This is a genomic window from Mangrovibacter phragmitis (assembly GCF_001655675.1).
In the GTDB taxonomy this organism is placed as follows: Bacteria; Pseudomonadota; Gammaproteobacteria; order Enterobacterales; family Enterobacteriaceae; genus Mangrovibacter; species Mangrovibacter phragmitis.
In genome coordinates this window covers 1-23,583 of the sequence record NZ_LYRP01000013.1, presented here as the reverse complement: position 1 = coordinate 23,583, position 23,583 = coordinate 1, and the positions used below count along the sequence as shown (strand labels likewise).

Here is a 23,583-nt window from a genome sequence, read left to right as displayed (position 1 = left end):
CGCTGGTTTGATATCGGGGACGGGGCGTGGCTCAGCGAAGCGGATGTGGACGCGGATATCGGCCAGTACGACCTGGATAAACTTGGCTTTAAAGCATTTGAAGAGCCGCCCACATCCGATATGACGAAATCCCTGCACGCGGGGTGGATTAAAGCGGGGTTCAGCCGGATGGCGGAGTGGGTACGGCCTGAGCGCGGTATCCGGGAAAAACAGGTCTCTGACTATTACAAAGCGCTGCTGCGGAAAATGGACAGTGATAACAGTGGCGACCTTTCCGGCGAAGAGCTGCGTCACGCGGTTAACTACGCGGAGCTGGATGTCAGGGATATCGCGGCGCGAATGGTGGTGAAACACGACAGTGAATGGTTTGGCGGCAGCAGCCATCACCGCTGGAGAACGTTTTTAAAGCAGCTGGATCCGCTGTGCATCAGCTATGTGAGAAAGTGGTTTGACGATATGGAATGGATGAGCCAGGTGGAGGCATTCAGCAGTGGTGAGCCTGTCTGGCATATGCACCCGGTGGTGTTTTTGTCAGCATTATTGAAAGAGACTGCCTGTGACTGCGAATTAAAATATGCTAATAAATTTAAAGTAACAAGATATGGTACTCAATATGGTCCTATCTATAGCGGGACAATTTCTTTGGATAAATACTCTCGTTGGGAGGAACTATTGAAATTAGGTGAGATCACCGAGAATGAAAAAAATATTCTTATTGCAATGTCTCAAAATGAAGGAAATATGGATGCTATCCAGTCATACGATAGCGAGGTCATAACCGCAGGAGCTATGCAGAAGACTGTGAAAGATGGCACAGGACTAGAAGGAAAAGGAGAATTGTCCGCTCAGATAGCGGCATTCAGAGATTCCCATTCAGATTTATATATCACCCATGCTGTCAATTGTGGTTGGACTGTCGAGGGAAGCGGAACATCTTCTATAGTGTATTATAGCGATGCGGAATTGACTGGTGGTAAAAAAGTAACTGCAACAGAGCTTAAGCAGTTGATTAGAAATGGATGTAGTGAAACCACCTTTAGAAAGGTTATTCACAACAAACCTCTGGCTGCATTAGTTAAGCTAATATCTCTCCCTGAGTACCTGGATTTGCAAGTTATTGATTTTGTTAAGCGCCTTCATTATGCAGAAAACAGCTCAGTGGGTAATGGGTTTAAAATTAAAGATTATGCTAAAAGTAATTTTGGACGAGCGTTGGTTTTAGATGAATCCGTTAATAGACCAGCTAATGTTGCATCGGATTTCAAAAAAGCAATTGAAAATTTCTATTCCCATAACCCATCAATAAATACCAATCCAATAACGTGGGGGGAACAGCATGAAAGCAATGAGCGCCTGCTATTGGATGAATATAGACTAACAAGGCGAATGACTGACTCTACTAAAAGATATAATCAATTGAAGGAAAAGCTATGAAGAATAAGTTATTATTTTTTTTTATGACATTTCTTTCTTTTTATAATTTTGCGTATGCGGATATAGAAGTAAAATCTCAAAATGGGAATTCAGTTATTTTCAGTCAGCCTAAATGTGGTGATAATATTGAATTGGATGCCTGGGATAAATTGATCTTTAGTCAAAATGGGGAAGAAATCGATCTTAGCCGTGCTGATCGATACTATACAGAAGATGGCTCTAGTAAGGTGTCACCTGGCGGCAACTATCTTGTTGTTAATAGTGTCGCTGGGGATTATCTTGATTCTGGTAACGGTGCTAAAAAGTATGTAAGTAAGTCATATTGCAGTGTTATTGATATGCGCAGTGGGTGCATTGTAAGTGATTGGGATGGTGAGGTTTGTGGTTATCAATGGACTAAAAGTCAAGATATTCTTTCTGGCTCTGATAATAATGATGCAGACACTTTTGATTTTCTTTCAATGAAACCGGCTGTAAGAAAAATTAAGGGTTCATATTCAACACTAAAAACAATGGATGCCAATAATTTGATGCGCTGTGATAAAATTAATAACGAAAATGTTGACGATTACCAGACTTTATCAAAGGAAAACCAAGAAGTAAGGCAGACGATACTGAATGGCATTTTGAATTACATCAACAAATTAGATATATCCTCATCAATTAGCACAAGTAAATCATATCTACATTCATCCCCTGACGAAAATTCAATAACAAAATCTTACCTGGTTGCTGGTGATAATGTGAAAGTTATTCAATTGTCACAGGATAAAAAATGGGTAGAAGTAGGTTATGTTAGCTCTAAAGGAAAGCCGTTAGTTAAATGGGTAAGATTTGAAGATATAAAACAATTTTGATGGTTAAAATGATAAAAAATTCTGGTGATTTCCCTTTTATTTACTTCTTGTGTCTTAGTTTCTGATATAAAACCTGTTTCATTTGTCGGAACTAAAAGTGAGAGTGCTGAGTATTCTGTTATTTGCAACTCTGTCAAAAAATGCTGTGGTAAAAATGATTGGGCCAAAATATGGAAGGAAAAGTAATTTAAATGAGATTTACCTAATTGCATTGTCTCGGGTACTGGTGACAATAAAAAGTGGTACAGAGTATTCAGTTGCTATGAAAAATAGTTTTGATGGTGATGGGGAGGAACTATCAGATAGTGGTATTACTATTTCCCCGCCTTATACCCATTGAATAAAAACCAAAATGTAGTTGTGCTGGTTAAGAAATAGTCTAATTCTTATTCGGGAAGAGGTAAGGAGATGGATCTTGCTGATTTTATGCTGCTCAACATGGTGAGCTCGGTGTGGCCCGTATAGGTGACCGTGTTTCCTGCCCCTGGCATGGTGATACCACAATTGTTGAAGGTAACCCAAATTACCGCGATCGCGGTATTCCTGTAGCATTCCACGGCCACAAGTGTGGTTGCGGCTGTTCTCTTATCAGCTCACTGCCCAGTGCTCTGGTGGGGTAAGCTGGCTGAACACGAGCATATCCAGGCCCGGAGGGGGGCGCTTCTCCACGTTAAGGATAACCGAAATGAAAATCTGCTTTCCTGCCCGAAAAGCGAATGGCGAACAATACGCCACCCTGGATGACATGATGCAGCCACTCTGTCAGGAGCCACACGGCTCCTGGCTGGCCGGAACTAACAACATGTGGCACGGCGGGGTCCACATCACCAGTAATAGTGCCCCCGGTTCCGTGTTGACAAACGAGACGGCAGATACTGCGGTGCCACTTCAGTTTATGGCGGGCGGCGAAGTGGTGGCCTGGCGTATTAATCAGGACTGCCTCACCGGTAAATACATCAATAACCCGCTGCAGTATTCCAGCACCTTTGTGCTGGTTAAGTCCACCTGTACCCCGGATCCCGAAAAGAAGGACAACAGTCTCGATTTTTACTCGCTGTATATCGGGCTTGCACCGCTGTCTGCTTTTCCAGAACACAAGCTGTATCAGGTTACTGCGAAGGGGGACAGGCTGAGTCAGCGCGAATATACCGGCAAAGAAAAAGACGGCGATAAGGCGCCGGTCGCGAAGAATAAGCTTAAAACGGGCGACAGCGTCATTGTGCTGCGTGCGATCACCTTCGATCTGAAGGGGCAGGCGCAGGCGTTCGGGCTTGCCCGGATGCTCAACAGCAAATCCGAAATCACCGGCGGGGCGTTCTGGGTGTCGCTTGACCCGCAATATGTGACTCTCGTGGGTAAACAGAGGGCGCACCTGCCGGCCTGGATGCAGCAGGCTGTAGCACAGGGCACATTTGATACCGTTGTTAAACCGGCAACCCGGGTTGAGGTTGCCGCAGGTGATGCGGTGGGTTACCTGGCGGAAGACATTGCCCCCTGCGACTTACACGGTGTGGAGAAAAGTGCGTTCGCACACATTGAAGTGCTCAGCACCGACAGCCGGATGATCGATTTTCTGAGCAACAGGGCACAGGTGCAGAGCGGCCCGAAATACATTTATATCCACCCGGAAAGCTTCATTTATAGCCGTTCCGGCGATACCTTCACCCGGACCAGAGGACAGGTAAAGAAAGATATTCACAAAATTATGCCGCAGGACAAATGCCATCCGTTCACCGACAGCAGCGGTAAGCGCTGGTTTGATATCGGGGACGGGGCCTGGGTAAGCGAAGAGGATGTCGATGCGGATATCGGCCAGTACGACCTGGATAAACTTGGCTTTAAAGCATTTGAAGAGCCGCCCACATCCGATATGACGAAATCCCTGCGTGAGGGGTGGATCAAGGACGGGTTCACCAGACTTGCGGAGTGGGTACGCCCTGAACGCGGTATCCGGGAAAAACAGGTCTCTGACTACTATAAAGCCCTGCTGCGGAAAATGGACAGCGATAACAGTGGCGACCTTTCCGGCGAAGAGCTGCGTCAGGCGGTGAATTACGCGGAGCTGGATGTCAGGGATATCGCGGCGCGAATGGTGGTGAAACACGACAGTGAATGGTTTGGCGGCAGCAGCCATCACCGCTGGAGAACGTTTTTAAAGCAGCTGGATCCGCTGTGCATCAGCTATGTGAGAAAGTGGTTTGACGATATGGAATGGATGAGCCAGGTGGAGGCATTCAGCAGTGGTGAGCCTGTCTGGCATATGCACCCGGTGGTGTTTTTAAATGCAATTGCTGAAAAATATGGTGACACTATTGATTTCAATACGACTTTAGGTGTGTATCGGATATCAAAAAAATCAGCCGAATTCATTTTATCTTGGGAAGCATATGCTCCCAAACCCTATGTTCCAGGTGGGGATCAGTCAAGCGGAGTTACTGTCGGATATGGTTATGATTTAGGGCAACAGACGACATCATCAGCTCGCGAATTATTAAGTGCTTATTACTCAAATGCACAAGTTGAAAGATTACTGACTGCAATCGGGAAAAAAGGTGATAATGCTAGGGCAATCGTTCATGGGCTGGCAGATATAACCATAACTAAAGATAAAGCTTTAGATATGGCAATGGTTCTAAAGCAAAGGTATTGCCAGAAAGTTGTGGATGCTTATCCACAGGCTATTAATCTACCACCGGATAGCGCGGGAGCAATGCTATCGCTAATTTACAATCGTGGGCCATCATTAGCACTTCCTAAACCAAATGATCCAATAGATAATCGACGAGAAATGAGAGAGATTCGAGATGACTTCGCTCAAGGAAATGAAATTAAAATCCCGAGCCGCCTACGAAGTATGAAACGCTTATGGTCAAATCAGCGAGGTTTGATAAGACGCCGTGAAGGAGAAGCCCAGTTGATCGAGAACGAATTAGGTAAAGGTGATTAAAATGAAAAATATTATAATTAAATTCATAGCCTTAAGCATGCTTTTAGTATCATCATTGGTTTATGCTTGTGGTGATAATCCCAATGCAATGGCTCAAGGTCCATTCAAAGATAGTGCATTTAATAATGGGGTTATTTGTTTTCAAAACTCTCCAGATAAAAGAGATGTTGATTTTTATCAAAGTTATTCATCCGTTAACGGGAAGGTTAACAAAATTATTGATACCTTTAGTTATTCTGATGCTCCCGCTGAGGTTTCCTCTGTATTCTTTACCACTCTTGATGGCAAGAGAAGTGTGGTTGTTCTTCTGCGCTGGAATGTTAATTATTTCACTAATGGTGTACAATATCTATATCATTATGAAGTAAAGGCATATAATACTACTAAAGACTCAGGTTATGAGTTGTTCTTGGATTCAGATAGGGACCCAAATTTATCAGGTTTTCAAACAAAAAATAATGAAAAGGTATCTAACTATAAATTAGATAATGCGAGCAAGATAAAAAAATATTTACACAGTAAATATGGCGATTGATTTCAGTATGCTAAGCAATTGGCTCGAGTTGGGGGCTAATGATTAATTGGTAAGGTGAATTTTCATGAAGAATAAATATATTTCACTGGCACTCGCAGCGCTTATATTATCTTCAATTGAAAAAGCTGACTCTTCAAGTGAGTGGGTTAATTTTGAGAGAATAAAAGATGCATATTCTAAAGCAGATGCTGAACTGAATTTTGTATATAGGCTGCAGCTACAGGAGTATAAGAAGAAGGGGGCGGAGTTTTATGGGCAAAGTGAATCGCACGATATATATCTTAAAAAATCTCAATTGGCATGGATAAAATGCGTGACGCTAGCTGTGATTATGAAACTTATGAGTCCAAAACAGGGGTTGCATTCTCAAGTATATATGAGAAATGTTTGTTAGATAAAACAAATGAACGGATTGAATATCTCAAGAAATACAACTGAATTGTGTTGAGTACGTATTCTCTCGTTGGGTAATCAAAGGATTAAATGTACCTTCTGAAAATCCGCTGTCTGCCTTTTCGGAGCACAAGCAGTATCAGGTTACTGAGAAGGGGGACGGGCTGAGTCAGCGTGAATATACCGGCAAAGAAAAAGACGGCGATAAGGCACCGGTTGCGAAGAGTAAACTGAAAACCGGCGACAGCGTCATTGTGCTGCGTGAGCTCACTTTCGACCTGAAGGGACAGAAGCAGGCGTTCGGGCTTGCCCGGATGCTCAACAGCAAATCCGAAATGACCGGCGGGGCATTCTGGGTGTCGCTCGACCCGCAATATGTGACTCTCGTGGGTAAACAGAGGGCATACCTGCCGGCCTGGATGCAGCAGGCTGTAGCACAGGGCACATTTGATACCGTTGTTAAACCGGCAACCCGGGTTGAGGTTGCCGCAGGTGATGCGGTGGGTTACCTGGCGGAAGACATTGCCCCCTGCGACTTACACGGTGTGGAGAAAAGTGCGTTCGCACACATTGAAGTGCTCAGCACCGACAGCCGGATGATCGATTTTCTGAGCAACAGGGCACAGGTGCAGAGCGGCCCGAAATACATTCATATCCACCCGGAAAGCTTCATTTATAGCCGTTCCGGCGACAGCTTCACCCGGACCAGAGGGCAGGTGAAGAAAGACAGTCACAAAATCATGCTGCAGGACAAATGCCACCCCTTCACAGATAAAGACGGTAAACGCTGGTTTGATATCGGGGACGGGGCGTGGCTCAGCGAAGCGGATGTGGACGCGAATATCGGGCAGTACGACCTGGCGAAGCTGGGCTTCAGTACATTTGAAGAGCCGCCCACATCCGATATGACGAAATCCCTGCACGCGGGGTGGATTAAAGCGGGGTTCAGCCGGATGGCGGAGTGGGTACGGCCTGAGCGCGGTATCCGGGAAAAGCAGGTCTCTGACTATTACAAAGCGCTGCTGCGGAAAATGGACAGTGATAACAGTGGCGACCTTTCCGGCGAAGAGCTGCGTCACGCGGTGAATTACGCGGAGCTGGATGTCAGGGATATCGCGGCGCGAATGGTGGTAACACGACAGTGAATGGTTTGGCGGCAGCAGCCATCACCGCTGGAGAACGTTTTTAAAGCAGCTGGATCCGCTGTGCATCAGCTATGTGAGAAAGTGGTTTGACGATATGGAATGGATGAGCCAGGTGGAGGCATTCAGCAGTGGTGAGCCTGTCTGGCATATGCACCCGGTGGTGTTTTTGGATGCAATATCGCAGACAAAGAAAAAGGAAATTATATTTCCCTTTAAAGTGAAACCCAAAAATGATATTGAAGGGGTCTGGAAACAATATTATTGGGCTGCATCTTTATCTGATTCTAACGCATCACAGGCTATCTTTGGTAGAAATAGGTCTGGTGGAAGTAGAAAACATGCAGCACGCGATTTATACAGTGAACCGCTAACAGAAATTGTTGCGATAAGTCAAGGGATTGTGAGAAGTATTTCTACATACTATATGGGGACTTGGCAAATAACTGTCGAACACACAACTGCGGACGGTCGGCACTTTTATATAAGGTATGGCGAAGTTGACCATTCTAGCATTGTGGTTAGTAACGGTGAGCAGGTGCAGCAAGGGGCTGTTTTAGCAAAAACAGGGTTGATGATAAACTCTGCAACAGGTCAGCCCCCAGGAATTATACCAGGGCAGACTGTATATATGCTCCATTTTGAATATTACCCTGGTAATAATGATACACCTCCTCCAAATAACACCCCTGCTTTACCATTTAAACGACGTAGTGATTTGCGAGATCCAATTGAAATATTACGTGAGGGATATCGTAATACATTTGATGAAGAGCAATCTAAATCAGATGATAGGATACCTATTAGTGAATTGAATGTGTCAGATAAAGGAAAGGCGTTTATTAAGGGATGGGAGAGTTTTAGTTCTATAGCCTATAATGACTCGGAAGGTTTTTGTACAATTGGATATGGGCATTTAATAGCAAGAACTAAATGCGAAAATATCGGCTTGCCAGATGAATTAAAAAATGGAATAACAATCACCGAAGCTGATGATTTATTCGAATCTCGGATTCCAGGATTTGTTAGTGAGCTGAAAAGTTCTGTTAGTAGTGATCTGCATCAATATGAGTTTGATGCTATGATTAGTCTGTTATTTAATATGGGGAGTATGAGCAAAGCCCCGCTATTGACAGCCAAGCTCAATCAAAAAAATTATGCGGGAGCGGTTGATGAATTTTCAGATATTACAAATGGTGGTGTTTCTGGTCTTGTTAAAAGGCGACAGAAGGAACGTTCTTTATTTTTACAAGGCGTTTATGACTATTCACACTAATTTAAAAAAGGATTGAAATGAATAATCGCTTCTTAATATTAGCTTTATTTGCTTTTGTATGTGTTTCTGAATTATCATTCGCTCAGGGGAGAGGTAATTCCACTTGGGTATATGACAAAGTATCAAACATTGATGTTTTTGGAAACCATGACTCAAACGCTATTGCTCATCTCACTAAGGAATTTGAAAAAGTAACTATTAAAACTGATAATAATAAACTGGCTATTGAGAATGATTTTTTGGAAAGCAAAAAAATATGCTCAACTGATTATATGGAAGTAAAGAAGACGCCGCTTTCATATTACTTGTCAAAAAACACAGTAAATATATATAAACAGGTGTATAAAAGTAGCGATATCCCCTTTCCGAATGATATTTATCTTTTAACTTCACTTTATCCGGGTAAGGAGTGTCCACCACCTTATAGTGATATTATCAAAGTTGATAATTACCTGACGGTTAAAAAACAAAACTATGTTTTGTTTTTTAACCGGAAAAGTGATGATTTAAGTAAAAGTGCAGGGCGTGAAAAAATGATAATTGGTCAAGTTATTGCCATGACGATAAGGCAGGTCAAGAATTTGATGGGTTATCTAAATATTCGTGTTTGTTTCCAGATATGAGTATAAATAATGCATATATTAAGCTCAAAGAAATTGATAAATCAGGGGGCACATTTTTGCTGCCTGATTTGCTGGCTAAAAATGTAACGCGTAAAATTGACTCTAGAGAGGTTAATTATAAATGGAATGGGAGTGAAATACTTAAAATTACTGTTGCGATGGAAAATGAAACAGTAAATTATACATTCAAACAAGATCCTGCGGGAACTAACCTTGTGATTGAAACTGACTCACAATATTAACATGAGCTAAATTGTGTTATACGTTTACAATATTACAATGATTTATTGGTTTTTTTTATTACTCATCACTACGCATGCAGGAAATATTTCTTCTCTGATTCAGGTGAGTATAGTAAAAAATGAGAAGCCACATATTTAATTGTCGATTAACTATCGTGTATATGCTTACAGTTGGGGGCGTTATCATGATCCTCTTCAGGTTAGAGTTGTTGGGACTGGTAAATATAAAACAGAAGCACTTAGAGCCTATCAAAGGGCGTTAACCTTATACCAGAGCAAAAATGATACGAGGAAAGTTGATGCTATCAATGAAAAAATTGATGCGTTGCGTTGGTTTTATTCTATTGTTTAGGGGGTAGTTATTATGAGAAAAGTTATTATAGCATTGTCCATTTTGTTTTCTTCTTATGTTTTAGCATCTGATATAAAACCTGTTCCATTTATTGGTGTTAAAAGTGAGAGTGCAGAGTATTCTGCTATTTGTAACTCTGTCAAAAAATACTGTGGTGAAAATGAGCAGGCAAATATATGAAAGGGAAAAAATAACCCAAGTGAGATTTTTTTAACTACATCATCACGAGTCCTTGTGAGAATTAAAAGCAACGCAAGCGCAGGGTATTTAGTTTCTCAAGTATGGGACTTCAGTAACTATGCTATGAAAGATAGTTTTGATGATGGGGAGGATTTATCAGATAGTGGTATTAATATTTTTCCAGCCTTGTACCCACTAAGCAAAACTCAAAATGCAGTTGCTCTGGTTCAGAAATGGTCTACTTCTTATTCAGGAGGTGGTAAGGAGATGGACCAGGCTGATTTTATCATGCTAAATGAAGATGGGACATACAAGACGGTGTTTTCTAAAATACCATTTTATAGTAAGGAACAGATAAGGGCGTGTTTCTCTGATTCTGATTATGCTAAAAAGTCACATTGCTCTGATGAGCATTGGAGCGTTTTGAATATATCAATTATAGATAATAGTGCGGAGTTCTATTCATGGGGATTTATCACCAAATCGTATGACTGGCCTTCGTTTGTAGATAAATCGAAAATGAAAAAAAGTATAGATAAAAAACATTATATCCTTTCAAAAACATGGGGGGATAAATCGAAAATCCAGTTGTTATGCGAAAATAGATTACCCCTATCTTTCCTCTGATTGCTACGTAACGGAGTCTTTAATGAAGTTTTTTAGTTCATTGTTTTTTATTTTTATCTCTATGAATGTTTGTGCGGCTAATATTATTGATGACCATGATATCTCTAATGTTTCCAAGTGTTGGCGTGAATGGAGTGAATACAATGCGAGTTTTAGTGTGGCACATTCTTGTCTGAAACAAGAGTATAAATTATCAGATGCAAGGTTGAATAAGGTTTATGGCGATGTTAGTCGTTATATTGAACTAGTTCCAAGGACTGGGGTTGAAGAAAAGGTGGATGTGGAACAACTCAATATGCTTAAAGACTCGCAACGCGCGTGGATAAAGTTTCGAGATAAAGAATGTGCTCTTGTTCTGTCCAATGAAGACACTCCGGATTTAAGTGAACCGCATTCGGAGGCTACTTGGTTATCATGCATGATAATACAAACAAATACACGAGTGAGACAATTGCAAATTTATTTGAATCATGATGATTATTACCCAAGTCCGTTAAGTAGAGGGTAAGTTACCTTAATATTGTAAGTGTATTCCCCCGCGATTTATTTATGTTTAGATAAGGGAGTGTTATGCAAGGAATAATTCGTCTTGGCGACAAAACCACACATGGTGGTGCGGTATTGTCCTGCTCAACAACCATGTTTTTTGGTGAGCTCGGTGTGGCCCGTATAGGTGACCGTGTTTCCTGCCCCTGGCATGGTGATACCACTATTGTTGAAGGTAACCCAAATTATCGCGATCGCGGTATTCCTGTGGCATTCTACGGCCACAAGTGTGGTTGCGGTTGCTCTCTTATCAGCTCATTGCCAAATGCTTTGGTGGGGTAAACGTGCCAGTTGAACTAGAACGTATTCCTGCTCAGGACAAACTGCCTCCTTGTCCGCGTTTCAAACGCTGGTTGCTCCTGGGTATTGTGATGTTGTTGGCTGGGGCTGCCGCCACATTCCTGTTATGGAAGGGTGAGCGCTCAGGTGCCGCTTTCTGGGGGCTGGCAACAGCGTTGCCCGTCATGTTATGGGGCCTGCTGGTTGTCGGTCGCTATCTGGGATACACACTGCTCCGTGGGCGTTGTGATAAGAAAAATGCTACAACTGCTGCACGCTACAGTGCAGGCATTGCTCGCGGACAGCGTTTTGCCTGGCTTATCGGTGAAGCCCTGATTAACGGGCTGGGGTCCGCGAGCCCGATGACGCATGAAGCTGTATTGGCCAAAAAGCCACTGATGATGCCTTGTGAGCCTGTCAATGGCGGCGACCCTGTTCGTCATCGGGCGCTGGCGGCCTCTGGAGAAATGGCCGACCGGGAAGCGCATTATCTCCCGGAAATTACAGCCCACGTTCAGAATCTGGTGGCGTTGATCCCGTCGACGTTAACCTGCTATCTGGCGGTGGATACCGGTGAACAGTTTTCGACGTTGCCGTCGCTCCTGCAAAAAAGCGTTACTCATCCGCTGGTACGTATCCGCGACCTCTCGGGGCTGGAACTTCTCGATTACTGGCTGGACTGCCATTATGACCGCGCCGCTGCGTTACTTGTAGTCAGCGCTCAGCTTTACGAACACCCGCCAGAGGACAGTGGTGAGGCCATTTCCGTGATACTGCTGACCAACTGCCGTCTGAAGGGTACCCCGGACGTATCGGTCAGGGTTCACCGGCCGCAGATTTGCCGTGATGGAAATCTCGACCGTGCATTTGAGCGCGTCATGATGTGGTCAGGACTGGAAAAAACGGCACTGAAACAGGCATGGACCAGTGGTGGGCAGATGGCCTCCGGCGACATCTTCAGCAAGGCCCGGGAGACACATGCCCCGGGTCTTAAAGCAGATAAAATTACCCATATTGATACGGTTGCTGGGTTTGCGGGCGTTGCCGCTCCCTGGCAGGCGTTACAGTTGGCAACCCGCCAGTGCCTGAACGACATTCAGGCGCAGCTTACTGTCACGGAACTGGCTGAAGACAACCGACAACTCTGTATTGTCACACCAGAATAACTCTCAAGGGATTGCTTTCCTCCGTTATGAAAATCGTATCTACCTTTCTGCTTGCGCTGTTCCTGGGCGCTTTATCTGTCTGCCTCATTGGCGGCGCACTCTGGTTTTGGCCGGAGTGGGTTAAGAAAACCTTTAACATGGGGCCGTTTAGCACGACCGGCATTGTGATCATCAGTCTCCTGCAAATGCTGGCAGCGGTGATCATCGGTTGGGTCCTTGAAACCGTATTTACGAAGAACGGTGAGATGCGGGGAAAGCTGGATGTGGTAGCCTCCGGACTGCAGGCTGCTGCTTTCCAGCCTGAAGCAAAACATACCGACGCTGACACTTCCCGGTTTGTGGCAAAACCGCTGATTGAACACCTGCACCTGCGCTACCGCCGTCGCTGGAAAGCTAAGGTTCGACTGCTATTGGTACAGGGTTCCGACAGCGATATCGAAAAAGTGGTGCCAGGTCTTAAGCGTGACCACTGGCAGGAGAGTGACGGGATTGTGCTCATTCACGGTGGCCTGCCAGAAATAGTGCCGGACAACGAATTTTTGTCCGCCCTGAAAGATGTGCGCCCGCAGCGGCCGCTGGATGGCGTAGTGCAGGTGATGAATGCGGCTGCACTACCGGATACGGCTAAACAGGACACCCTGGTGCGTATGCGCCAGAAAACCGATATCCTGCTGGGCTGGCAACTGCCAGTCTGGCTGTGGCTCGTTCGTGAGGGCATCTGGTCTCATGACGGGGAGGGCGTCCCTCCAACTGGCGTGTTGTTTGGCCCGGGGGCGACAACGGAAAAGGCTTGCGAGACACTCACCACACTGTCCTCAGAATTACAGACTCCCGGCGTGGCAGCGTTGCTGGATAACTCACAACACCACTGGTTGCTGAGTCTGTCAAAAGCCCTGCGCGGCTCGTTGCAATCCCAACTGGTCCCGTTCCTGTCCACGCTGATGTCCGGGCTGGCGCCTTATCGTCTGTGCGGCGTTATGTTCAGCCCGGTGTTAGTGAGCACGACGACAGTGCCGCATGCACGCCTGTCGCCACCAGTCTGGCAGGCGCTTGAAAACGACAGCCTGCAGGTGCGTGCCCGTAAAGTTGGCTTCCACTGGCAAAAGGTGCTGCGCCTGGTGCTACTGGGGCTGGTTCTGTTCTGGGGGGCAGGCACGTTACTGTCGCTGTCCGTCAACCGCACTCAAATCTGGCTCTCTCAGGATACGGCGCGGGTAGCTGCCGACACAAAACAGCCTCTTGCGGAGCGCCTGCGTAATCAGCTGGCTTTGCAGCAGACCATCGCCCGTCTGCAGAACCGCGAAGTACATGGTGCGCCGTGGTACACCCGCTTTGGACTGAACCACGACAGAGATATGCTGAAGATGCTCTGGCCATTATATGCTCGTAACAATCAGGAACTGATGCGCGATGCGCTGGCAGATGAGCTTCACCGCCAGCTTAACGCCTTTGTGCAGTTGCCACCAGGAAGCAGTTCGCGTACCTCTGCCACCCAGAAAACCTACGGCCTGCTCAAGGGCTACCTGATGCTGGCCCGTCCTGATAAAGCAGATGCAGACTGGCTTGCCAGCAATATGCTGAAGGCCTGGCCGCACCGCAGCGGTGTGCCGGACAGCGTGTGGCATACCCAGGCGCCGAAGCTGCTCGGCTTCTATGCGCAGAACTTACCGGCACACCCAGAATGGAAAATCACCCCTGATCGCGAACTGGTGGGAACGGTACGCCAGATTTTGCTCAAGCAGATTGGTCAGCGTAACGCCGAGTCGGGTCTGTATCAGGAAATGCTTGGCCGTATTGCACGCAACTGGCCGGATTTAACCCTGGCAGATATGACTGGTGATACGGATGCCTCATCCCTGTTCTCCTCGGAAGAAGTAGTGCCCGGGATGTTCACCCGCCAGGCGTGGGAAGAGCAGGTCGAGGATGCGATTGATGAGGTGGTGAAGAACCGCCGTGATGAAATTGACTGGGTGCTCACCGATAAAACCCATCAGCCGGGCAATGATGTGTCACCGGAGGCGCTCAAACAACGCCTGACCGATCGCTACTTCACCGATTTTGGTAACGCCTGGCTCAATATGGCTAACAGTATTCAGTGGCACGAAGCCGCCTCGTTCTCCGAAGCCATTGCCCAGTTGAACCTGTTGGCGGATGTGCGTCAGTCGCCTCTGGTGGCGCTGATGAACACGCTTGCCTGGCAGGGGCAGACCGGGGTTAAAGGAGAGCGGCTTGCAGATTCTCTGGTAGACTCGGCGAAAAAACTGGTGGGCCGTAAGAAGAACGCGAAGCAATTTATTGAACAGGCGCAGGGACCCAAAGGCCCGCTGGACGGCGTATTTGGCCCGCTCACGGGTCTAATGGCCGGGAAGGACGGTACCGGCTCAAACGGTAACCTAAGTTTCCAGTCCTGGCTTGCCCGTGTAACCCAGGTGAGACTCAAACTTCAGCAGGTGACCAGTGCCCCTGACCCGCAGGCGATGGCCTGGATTCTGGCCCAGACTGTTTTCCAGGGCAAAGCCATCGATCTGACCGATACCCGCGACTATGGCAGTCTGGTAGCGGCAAGCCTCGGCCAGGAGTGGAACGGTTTTGGTCAGGCGCTATTTGTCCAGCCGCTTGACCAGGCCTGGCGTCAGGTATTGGCGCCAGCTGCAGACAGCCTGAACGCCCGCTGGCAGAGCACCATTGTCTCGCAGTGGAACATCGCGTTTGCCGGACGCTATCCGTTCAAGGCCACCGGCAGCGATGCCTCCCTGCCGCTGCTGGCCCAGTTCCTGCGAAGCGACTCTGGGCGTATTGCGGCATTTATCAAAACTAACCTCGGCGGTATTCTGCACCAGGAGGGCAGCCACTGGGTTGTGGATCCGGCTGCGAGTCAGGGGATGACTGTCAACCCCGCATTCCTATCGGCAATCAATAAGCTGGCCGATATCTCAGACATTGTCTTCGCGCAGGGTGATGCAGGGGTTCATTTCGAACTGATGGCCCGGCCGTCGCGGGATGTGGCCCGTACCCAGCTGACGCTTGATGGTCAGAAACTGGATTACTTCAACCAGATGGCAAGCTGGCAGAGTTTCACCTGGCCCGGCAATACTTACTACCCGGGCGTGGAGCTGAGCTGGCGCTCAACCAGCACCGAAATGCGCCTGTATGAAAGCAACCAGGGGAACTGGGGATTTATCCGTCTGCTCGATAAGGCGGAGCTCACCCCGCTCGACAGTAGCCGCATCCAACTGGTGTGGAAAGCCCCGGACGGTAACCCGCTGAAATTCATATTGCGCAGTGAACTTGGCGATGGGCCGCTGTCGCTGCTCAAACTGCAGGGTTTCAGGCTACCACAGACCATTTTTTCCGTGGGCGACAGCTCGCGCACTCTTGCCGGAGACGAATAAATGGCGGCTGCAGAAACACTCCTGACACCATGTCTCCCGGATGCAACTCAACGTGCTGCACAACTCGCGCAAGGTCGGGAAACCTCTCCCGGTGGGCGCTGCGGCTGACGGTACCAGACCCGGCCTGATTGCCCTCGAATCGGTGAGGGCAATGGTGTTGTGCAGGTAGGTTCTGCATTTTCTGGTCATTGCACTGATGACGCCTCTTTTTTTGATGATTTCTAAACTCAGGATCGCCATACATGGATGATTTAACCCTTCGCTACTATGAAGCTGAAATGCGCTACCTGCGTGAAGCTGGTAAAGAGTTTGCCCGCGCCCATCCAGACCGCGCGGCCATGCTCAACCTGGACAAAACCGGGGCCCGTGACCCGTATGTAGAGCGCCTGTTTGAGGGCTTCGCCTTTCTGATGGGCCGCCTGCGTGAAAAGCTTGATGATGACTTACCGGAACTGACCGAAGGGCTGGTGAGCCTGCTGTGGCCACATTACATGCGCACCATCCCGTCGCTGTCGGTAGTGGTGTTCACACCGGACTGGCGTCAGCTTCGCAAAATGGAAGTGCTGGAAAACGGATTCTCCGTGCTGTCGCGCCCTGTAGGGCCGGATAATACAGTCTGCCAGTATCGCACCACTCGTGACGTACCGCTGCAGCCGCTGCACCTGGCTGAAGCCCGCTTGCAGACTGAGCCAGATGGACGCGCTGCTATTCGTCTGCGTTTTGAATGCCCCGATAAAGTGGACTGGTCAAAGGCCGGGATTGATAAGGTGGCGCTTTACCTCGATGCCGACAGTCCGGTGGCTTCGGCCCTGCATCTGGCGCTGACACGCCGGGTGCAGGCGATGTATGTTCGCCATGCTGAAACGCATACGGAGCGGGCCCGTTTTGACGGCTGGTGTAAGCCGATGGGCTTTGATGACGCTGACCGGTTGTGGCCGAAAGGAGACTCAGCGTTCAGTGGCTACCAGTTGCTGCTGGAATATTTCAGCTTCCGCGAGAAGTTTATGTTCGTGGAGCTCAGAGGTCTGGAGCTTGCAGGCCTGAGTCAGAAAACCACCTGGTTTGAGACCGATATTGTGCTGGACGGCGGCTGGCCGTCAGACATGCCGTTTGAAACCGATAATTTCCGCCTGCACTGTGCGCCAGTCATCAATCTGTTCTCACTGGAAGCGGACCCGCTGACGCCTGACCCACTGCAGAACGAATACCTTCTGCGCCCTTTGCGCGTTCAGGACGGGCATACCGAAATCTACAGCGTGGATGCCATTCACGGTGCGGTGAAGAATGGCAAACATCCGTACGTACCATTCACCAGTTTCCGCCACCGCGGAGGCATGATGCGTCATGACGCGCCTGAGCGTTACTTCCATACCCGTGTGAAGCGCGGGCCCTCGGGCCTTTATGACATGTGGCTTATCCTGGGTGGAAAGTCATTCGAACTGGAGCAGTTGTCGCAGACCCCGGAGTCGCTCTCCATTCGCATTACCGGCACTAACGGACAATTGCCGCGGCGGTCACTCGAGAGCACGTTGCTGGACAGGGTGGTGAAAGCGGGCAAGGTGCCTGTTCGGGTCATGAACCTGAAGGTGCCGACCCTGCCGCTCTATCCACCGACAAATGACCGCTTCCACTGGCGGGTGATGAGCCACCTGGGTTCAAGCTTCTTAAGCATGATGGATAATCCGGAAGTGCTGCGCGGTACGCTGGCACTTTATGACTGGACCGATGATGAAATGAACCGTCGCCGTCTGGAGGCGATTGTGGCAGTGAAACACACCCTTATCCGCCGCTTTGAGAAGGGCTTTATGCTGCGCGGAGTTGATATCGAAATTACTCTGAACGCGGACAATTTTGCCGGAGAAGGCGATGTTGCCCTGTTTGGTGAAATGCTGCACCGCTTTTTTGCCCTTTATGCCGATGTTCACCTCTTCAATCAGCTTACACTGGTACTACAACCGACAGGGAAACGACTGCGATGGAAAGAGAATCACAGCCAGCACATTCCGGGCTGACGGAGCGGCTTCGCGACGACATTTGGCGGGTGAATTTCTATCGCTTCTGCCAACTGCTGGAGCAGGAAAACCCGGGTGCGCCGAAGCTTGGCAGTACCGATAAACTCTCTGCCGACCCGGTGCGTTTTCGTCCGTGGCCGGGCATGGGGTTCCCGGTTAGTGAACTGAAGGCTGTCGAAACCAACGAGGACCACCCTGACCTGTCCCCGACGGTGCGCACCACTTTTCTCGGGATGTACGGAGTGGACTCCCCGTTACCGACGGCGTACCTTGATGATATTGCTCAGCAACGCGAAGGGTACGAAGCCACTTCCGCGTTTCTCGATATTTTCAGCCACCGCATCCACACCCAGTATTACCGCATCTGGCGTAAATACGCCTGGCCGGCGACCTTCGAAGCCGGCGGCGTGGATGACACCTCTCAGTGTCTGCTGGGGCTGGTTGGCCTCGGTATCCCAGGCACTGCGGAACAGGTGGCCACGCCAGTCTCCCGCTTCCTGGCACTGCTCGGCACCATGCGCCTGCCAACGCGCAATGCCGAAGGGATACGTCAACTGGTAAGCTTGCTGGCCCCAGACACGCGGGCCACCATCATCAGCCCGGACCCGGTAAAAGTTCCCGTAGAGAGCCGCAGCACGCTCGATAAAGCCAGCCGCGTGTCCCTGTCACAGCGCGCCACGCTCGGCAGGGCCGGGAAAGAGGCCTGCAGCCGTATCCTGCTGATGCTGGCAACAGACAACCCACAAGAGGCGCAGGTCTGGCTACCTAGCGGCCAACTACACACTGACCTGATGGCGCTTTTGCGGGTGTATATGGGGTACCGCTCCGATGTACGCCTTTGCCTCACGGTACCGGTTAGTTGTCTGCCTGAACCCCGTCTGGGTAAGACACACCGGGTGCAGTTGGGGCGCACCGGTGTGCTGGGCCTGAAGCGGGGTTGTTCCACGGCGCGCACGCACCTGACCGTGAGCCTGGGTACCTGTGAAGGCCTGGCCTGCGGTCCCCTGCAACCGGCACAGCCCGGTGGCTACCGTTTCGACTGATATTCCGTCACTTCAAACATTCAATATGCCCCTGTTTCTGAAAGCTGAAAAGGACTCCACGAATGACTTTCTCTTCTCTGTCGCGCAGCGTTGCACTGATGCTACTCAGTTCCCTGCTTACCGCCTGTGGCCTGACTCAGGCCGTATCGGACGGCACAGTCAGTGCAACCAGAGCCATTTTCTACAAAAAAATTAAGGTGCTGCATCTCGATTTTGAACCCCGCGCGGCCATCAACGCCGATGAAAGCCAGGCGCCGCTGGCCACCATGGTGCAGATTTATCAACTGAAAGACCGCCAGAAGGTGGATGCGGCGGACTACCAGAAGCTGCTGAGTGATGCAGATAACACTCTTAAAGAGGATATTGTCGCCAGCAAGTCGCTACTGGTGATGCCCAAAGGCAGTGTAACCCTCAATATGCCAATGGATGAGGATGCGAAGTTCGTAGCAGTGGTGGGGCTGTTCAACCGTCCGGATATCCTCAACAACACCTGGAAACTGGTACTAAGTCGCGACGATCTCGACCCGGACAAGCCGCGCACCATCCAGCTCAACAGCACAGGACTCACTCTGATTACGGGGAAGGAGTAAGCGCATGGATACGACCATGGATAACTGGCTGGCGCTGTTTGACGGACAGACCCGCTACAGCCTTGAGATTAATGACAGCATCCTGAAGCCGAATGTGCTGAACTTCCGCGGGCGTGAAGCGCTGAATACGCCGTTTGAATGGCGCATTGAGTTCACCACGCCACAGCAAGGCATCTCCCGGCAGGACGCAATGATGAAGTATGCCACCCTCAGTATGCTCTCTGGTCGTGTGGTGCAGGGCATCATCACTGGTTTTGAGGTTCTCAACGAGACCGTGGACCAGTCGCATTTTGCCGTGACGCTCTCCTCGCGTCTGTCATTGCTTACGCATACCCGGCGTTGCGCCGTATACCAGAATGTCTCCGTCCCGGAGCTGGTGGAGCAGGTACTGCGCAGCCACGGGTTCGAAGGGGCTGATTTTGAATTCCGGCTGGAGCGGGCTTACCCGGCCCGCGAACTGATTACCCAATGGCGGGAAACTGACCTGCAGTTTATCCAGCGCATTCTCTCTGAAACTGGCATCTGGTTCCGCACAGGCGTCAACACCACTACCGGGCTGGATACAGTGACTTTTGCCGACAGCCAACTGTATTACCAGTTTGATGTCCACCTGCCGTACCGTGAGCCCTCTGCACTGTATGACGGTGCGGTCGAAGCGGTATGGGATGCGCGGGTATGGCACCACACGGTGACCGGCAGCGTCACCACCCGGGATTACAACTACCGCGCGGCTGGCACACCGATGGATGCGACCGCCAGCGTCAGAAATGAGGCTGCCACTACTGGCGGGCACTACCGCTACCTGGCGCCTTATCGCGAGGGCGGAGATGACACCACTTCTGAGCCGGAAACCGAAAGTGGGGCGTTTTATGCGCGTATCCATCACGAACGTGAACTGAACAAGGCCATCCGCCTGCACCTGTTCAGTAACGCCAGCCACCTGACGCCGGGGATGGTGCTGGAGACAGGCGACAGTAACGTACCGGAGTTGAGCGACGGGATGGTGGTTACGCTGACCACCTTCCGCGCCGCCCGTGACACCCGCCTGCATGTTTCTGCCTGGGGTATGCCTTACAGCGAGCAGTTTTGCTTCAGGCCAGAACTGATACCACGTCCGCTTATCGCCGGTACGTTGGCGGCCCGCGTGGAGAGTGAAGAGAAGGATGACCCGTATGCGCATCTGGACAGCCAGGGCCGCTACCGGGTGAAGCTGGATTTCAGCCGTGAAGAGGCAGAGCCCGGTTATAACTACCTGTGGATACGGCAGGCGAAGCCGTATGCCGGGGAAATGTACGGCTGGCACACGCCGCTGACTGACGGTACCGAAGTGGGGATTGCTTTTGATGGCGGCGATCCGGACCGGCCGTATATCGCCCACGCGTTCCATGACTCTGAACATGCGGATGTGGTCACCCGCGATAACCGCAGCCAGAACATCCTGCGTACCGCGGGCCGGAACGAACTGCGGATGGAAGACCAGCGGCAGAGTGAGCATATTTCCCTCAGCACCCCGTTCGGGGCCACGGCACTGAACCAGGGACACATCGTGGACACGGAGAGCGAGCCGCGGGGCACCGGGTTTGAGCTGCGCACCGATGAGTTCGGGGTGATACGTGTGGCTAAGGGGCTGTTTATCACCACCGACGGCAAAGTGCATGGCGAAGGCAATGTGCTGGATATGGACGTAGCACTCCAGGAAATTGAGGCCGTCCGCGCGCAAATCGAGGAACTGGCCATAGCGGCCCGGCAGGCGAAAGCCCTGGAAGCTGATATCGCCAGTCAGCAGGCGATGTTCAGCATCCGCCTGAAAACCCTTAATGAGATGCTTCACTTCTCAGCCCCTGTGGGCATGGCATTTACCAGTGGTGAGCATCTGCAACTGGCGGCGGCAGGTAATATCGCCCTGAATGCAGGCGGGGATCTCAGCATCGGTGCTGAGGGGCATATCACCGGACTGGCTGGTGACAGCGTAGGGATGTTTGCTCAACACGGTAAGCTGAGCCTGATTTCGGCACAGGGGCCGGTACAGTTTCAGGCGCAGAATGGCGTGATGCACCTGAGCGCGGAGCAGAAACTGACCCTCATTTCCGCCAAAGAGTTGCTGCTGGCCGGGAAGAAGCGAATACGCCTTGTTGGTGGTGGGAGCTCCATCATCATTGAGCAGGGGCAAATCAAATACGAGACTGCCGGGACTTATACCCGCAAGGCCCGGAAACTGGATACGGAAGGTGGTGCATCGCAGAGGATAGAAATGCCAGTCCTGTACCCACCAATCGAAAATAAAATCTGTATTCCGTGCCTGCTGAAAGCGATTCAGTCAAACGATGGCATTGTGCAAGGAGCATAGCGATGGACACCACTGCGTTACTGGCAGCGTTGCCCACCAGGGCAGAAGAGAATATTTGTCTTTTATTTGAAGCCGGTGCTCAGCCGGAAGCTGATTTTCTGGCGTTTAAAAAGCAGCATGATCACAGGCTGCATTCGCTGTATATCCATCCGCAGTTGACAGAACTCCAGCATTACGGTCCCTGGTTGCTGGAGGTGGATAATGAAGAGCAACTAAATACATATCTGCATGCCTTGCCAGGCTGTGTTGCTGTGATTATTTCAACCTGTTATCCATCCTCGCTGGCTGTGCAGTTATCCCGCGGATGCACCATCTTGCCACCGGAAAGCACAGCAGTACTGGTACGTTTCTATGCCAGTCATGTCATTGCAGTGCTGGCTACCCATAAAAAGTGCGACTGGCATGCTTATCTGTTCAATGGCATCACGCAATGGTGGTTGCCAGGCGAAACGCAGTGGCAACGGCTCAGCATTGCGGTTTCTGAAATAGAAAACCCCAGAAATCATGTTATCCGGCTGGATAAAACCACCTGGCAGCAAATTGCGGAGAAGCCCGAAGTGGCCACCCTGTTGAGCAAATGGCAAGAAATGCCAGCCAGCAGGGTGTTTCCACCCTGTACGCAACGTTTGATGGTAATAAAAGCACTGAATAAAGCGGGGAAAATGGGGTTAGAACAGCCTGCTGACCGGATGCTATATGCTCTTTTTTACCTGGATGGGGGGCGTAATCAACTGGAGTCTGATGCACTAAAGGCTGAGTTACCCAGTGTCGTGAGTGGCATGAAGCCACTGTTTGATGTATTGGCCCGCTATACCGCTCCCTGAGCGCAAGTTTGGCACAGGTGAACAGATAGCGGGCTGGAGGCTCTGAAGGCACCTTCATGAATAACATAACAGGGAGCAAGAATGGGATTCTGGGAAAAAGTTGAACGGGTTGATGCAGCGGTGGCACGGTTTTATGCCCGGCGAAAAGTGTGGATTTGGGGTGTGGTGTCACTGCCGGTGCTGTATGTGGCGGGCTGGATGGTGTGGGTGATGCTCTGGGCACCACCGGCAGGCGGGGTGACACTGATTATTCACAGCAAACTGGACCGGCCCATACTGGGGTTCAGCGTGAACGGTATGGCGGGAGGGAATGCCGCGGCCCATAACCCGAATCATAAATATACAAGCGAAAGTGGAGGGGCGACTACCTGCTGCGGCAGTGTCCGCGGGAAGACAGCAGAGGTTATCTGGACGCTGGATGTTACCGGGCCGCAGTATGATGCCGGTATGCGGCCTGAACAGCGGCGGGTTGAAATACCAATGCCTGAGCGTAAGCGGGGTGAAAACGACCTGCATGTTCATTTTTTACCGGGCGACCGGGTCCTGCTGGGGTGGAGTGATAATGCCTTCTCGCCCTATGACCCGCGCAGCCCGAACCACACACCGCCTCCCGTAAACACAGAGGAGCAGTGACCATGGCAATAGATTTGGATGCACTAACAGCGGCCGCAAACCAGGCGGCACAGGCCTGTTTCAGCAGGCACATTCACGAATAACATAACAGGGAGCAAGAATGGGATTCTGGGAAAAAGTTGAACGGGTTGATACGGCGGTGG

General features: G+C 49.8%; 20 protein-coding genes and 2 pseudogenes. All 22 read left to right on the top strand.

The features are described 5' to 3' along the window. Positions 1 to 1,434 (top strand): annotated as a pseudogene (locus tag A9B99_RS24235) (hypothetical protein); the annotation flags it as partial. Continuing rightward, complete coding sequence (locus tag A9B99_RS12850) at positions 1,431 to 2,291, top strand: hypothetical protein (RefSeq protein ID WP_064598101.1); 861 nt, start codon at positions 1,431 to 1,433, stop codon at positions 2,289 to 2,291. The pseudogene A9B99_RS24235 and the gene A9B99_RS12850, both read left to right, overlap by 4 nt. A gap of 446 nt (positions 2,292 to 2,737) precedes the next feature. After that, positions 2,738 to 2,911 (top strand): annotated as a pseudogene (locus A9B99_RS12840) (PAAR domain-containing protein); the annotation flags it as partial. 65 nt (positions 2,912 to 2,976) lie between these two features. After that, positions 2,977 to 5,238 (top strand): pesticin C-terminus-like muramidase, encoded by a 2,262-nt coding sequence (locus tag A9B99_RS12835; RefSeq protein WP_082917871.1) that lies wholly within the window; start codon positions 2,977 to 2,979, stop codon positions 5,236 to 5,238. Position 5,239: 1 nt separating this feature from the next. Beyond that, positions 5,240 to 5,773, top strand: coding sequence for a hypothetical protein (locus tag A9B99_RS12830; RefSeq protein ID WP_064598097.1), 534 nt, complete (start codon positions 5,240 to 5,242; stop codon positions 5,771 to 5,773). 64 nt (positions 5,774 to 5,837) lie between these two features. After that, positions 5,838 to 6,167: a lysozyme inhibitor LprI family protein gene (locus A9B99_RS24415; protein ID WP_331710054.1), complete on the top strand. Its 330-nt coding sequence runs from the start codon at positions 5,838 to 5,840 to the stop codon at positions 6,165 to 6,167. 253 nt (positions 6,168 to 6,420) lie between these two features. Further along, a complete protein-coding gene (locus tag A9B99_RS24225) occupies positions 6,421 to 7,311 on the top strand; it encodes a penta-EF hand family protein (RefSeq protein WP_231889185.1) in 891 nt (296 codons plus the stop codon). A 94-nt stretch (positions 7,312 to 7,405) separates the two neighbouring features. Next, complete coding sequence (locus tag A9B99_RS24220; RefSeq protein WP_231889184.1) at positions 7,406 to 8,584, top strand: glycoside hydrolase family protein; 1,179 nt, start codon at positions 7,406 to 7,408, stop codon at positions 8,582 to 8,584. A 17-nt stretch (positions 8,585 to 8,601) separates the two neighbouring features. After that, positions 8,602 to 9,207, top strand: a complete 606-nt coding sequence (locus A9B99_RS12815; protein ID WP_231889183.1) for a hypothetical protein — start codon at positions 8,602 to 8,604, stop codon at positions 9,205 to 9,207. Continuing rightward, a complete protein-coding gene (locus A9B99_RS24215) occupies positions 9,204 to 9,449 on the top strand; it encodes a hypothetical protein (protein WP_231889182.1) in 246 nt (81 codons plus the stop codon). Before A9B99_RS12815 ends, A9B99_RS24215 begins: the two co-directional genes overlap by 4 nt. 364 nt (positions 9,450 to 9,813) lie before the next feature. Then, positions 9,814 to 9,981 carry a hypothetical protein gene (locus tag A9B99_RS24210; RefSeq protein WP_231889181.1) on the top strand — a complete coding sequence of 56 codons (168 nt, stop codon included), beginning with the start codon at positions 9,814 to 9,816 and terminating at the stop codon, positions 9,979 to 9,981. Positions 9,982 to 10,104: 123 nt separating this feature from the next. Then, on the top strand, positions 10,105 to 10,608 hold the full coding sequence (locus tag A9B99_RS24205) for a hypothetical protein (RefSeq protein WP_231889180.1): 504 nt from the start codon (positions 10,105 to 10,107) through the stop codon (positions 10,606 to 10,608). A 22-nt stretch (positions 10,609 to 10,630) separates the two neighbouring features. Further along, positions 10,631 to 11,116: a lysozyme inhibitor LprI family protein gene (locus A9B99_RS12805; protein WP_064598095.1), complete on the top strand. Its 486-nt coding sequence runs from the start codon at positions 10,631 to 10,633 to the stop codon at positions 11,114 to 11,116. 62 nt (positions 11,117 to 11,178) lie between these two features. Continuing rightward, positions 11,179 to 11,436, top strand: coding sequence for a PAAR domain-containing protein (locus tag A9B99_RS12800; protein ID WP_064598093.1), 258 nt, complete (start codon positions 11,179 to 11,181; stop codon positions 11,434 to 11,436). A 2-nt stretch (positions 11,437 to 11,438) separates the two neighbouring features. After that, positions 11,439 to 12,599, top strand: coding sequence for a hypothetical protein (locus A9B99_RS12795; protein WP_064598091.1), 1,161 nt, complete (start codon positions 11,439 to 11,441; stop codon positions 12,597 to 12,599). 26 nt (positions 12,600 to 12,625) lie between these two features. Beyond that, entirely contained in the window at positions 12,626 to 15,991 is a 3,366-nt protein-coding gene (locus A9B99_RS12790; RefSeq protein ID WP_064598089.1) for an ImcF-related family protein, read from the top strand. 242 nt (positions 15,992 to 16,233) lie between these two features. Continuing rightward, positions 16,234 to 18,003, top strand: a complete 1,770-nt coding sequence (tssF, locus tag A9B99_RS12785; protein WP_064598087.1) for a type VI secretion system baseplate subunit TssF — start codon at positions 16,234 to 16,236, stop codon at positions 18,001 to 18,003. Then, positions 17,967 to 19,046: a type VI secretion system baseplate subunit TssG gene (gene tssG / locus A9B99_RS12780; protein WP_064598085.1), complete on the top strand. Its 1,080-nt coding sequence runs from the start codon at positions 17,967 to 17,969 to the stop codon at positions 19,044 to 19,046. Before tssF ends, tssG begins: the two co-directional genes overlap by 37 nt. 62 nt (positions 19,047 to 19,108) lie before the next feature. Continuing rightward, on the top strand, positions 19,109 to 19,636 hold the full coding sequence (gene tssJ, locus A9B99_RS12775; protein ID WP_064598083.1) for a type VI secretion system lipoprotein TssJ: 528 nt from the start codon (positions 19,109 to 19,111) through the stop codon (positions 19,634 to 19,636). 4 nt (positions 19,637 to 19,640) lie between these two features. Continuing rightward, on the top strand, positions 19,641 to 21,983 hold the full coding sequence (locus tag A9B99_RS12770; RefSeq protein ID WP_064598082.1) for a type VI secretion system Vgr family protein: 2,343 nt from the start codon (positions 19,641 to 19,643) through the stop codon (positions 21,981 to 21,983). A gap of 2 nt (positions 21,984 to 21,985) precedes the next feature. Next, the gene (locus tag A9B99_RS12765) at positions 21,986 to 22,807 is read left to right on the top strand and encodes a DUF4123 domain-containing protein (protein WP_064598081.1); all 822 of its coding nucleotides are present in this window, start codon (positions 21,986 to 21,988) and stop codon (positions 22,805 to 22,807) included. Positions 22,808 to 22,888: 81 nt separating this feature from the next. After that, entirely contained in the window at positions 22,889 to 23,440 is a 552-nt protein-coding gene (locus A9B99_RS12760) for a DUF3304 domain-containing protein (RefSeq protein WP_064598079.1), read from the top strand. Positions 23,441 to 23,583 lie beyond the last annotated feature (143 nt).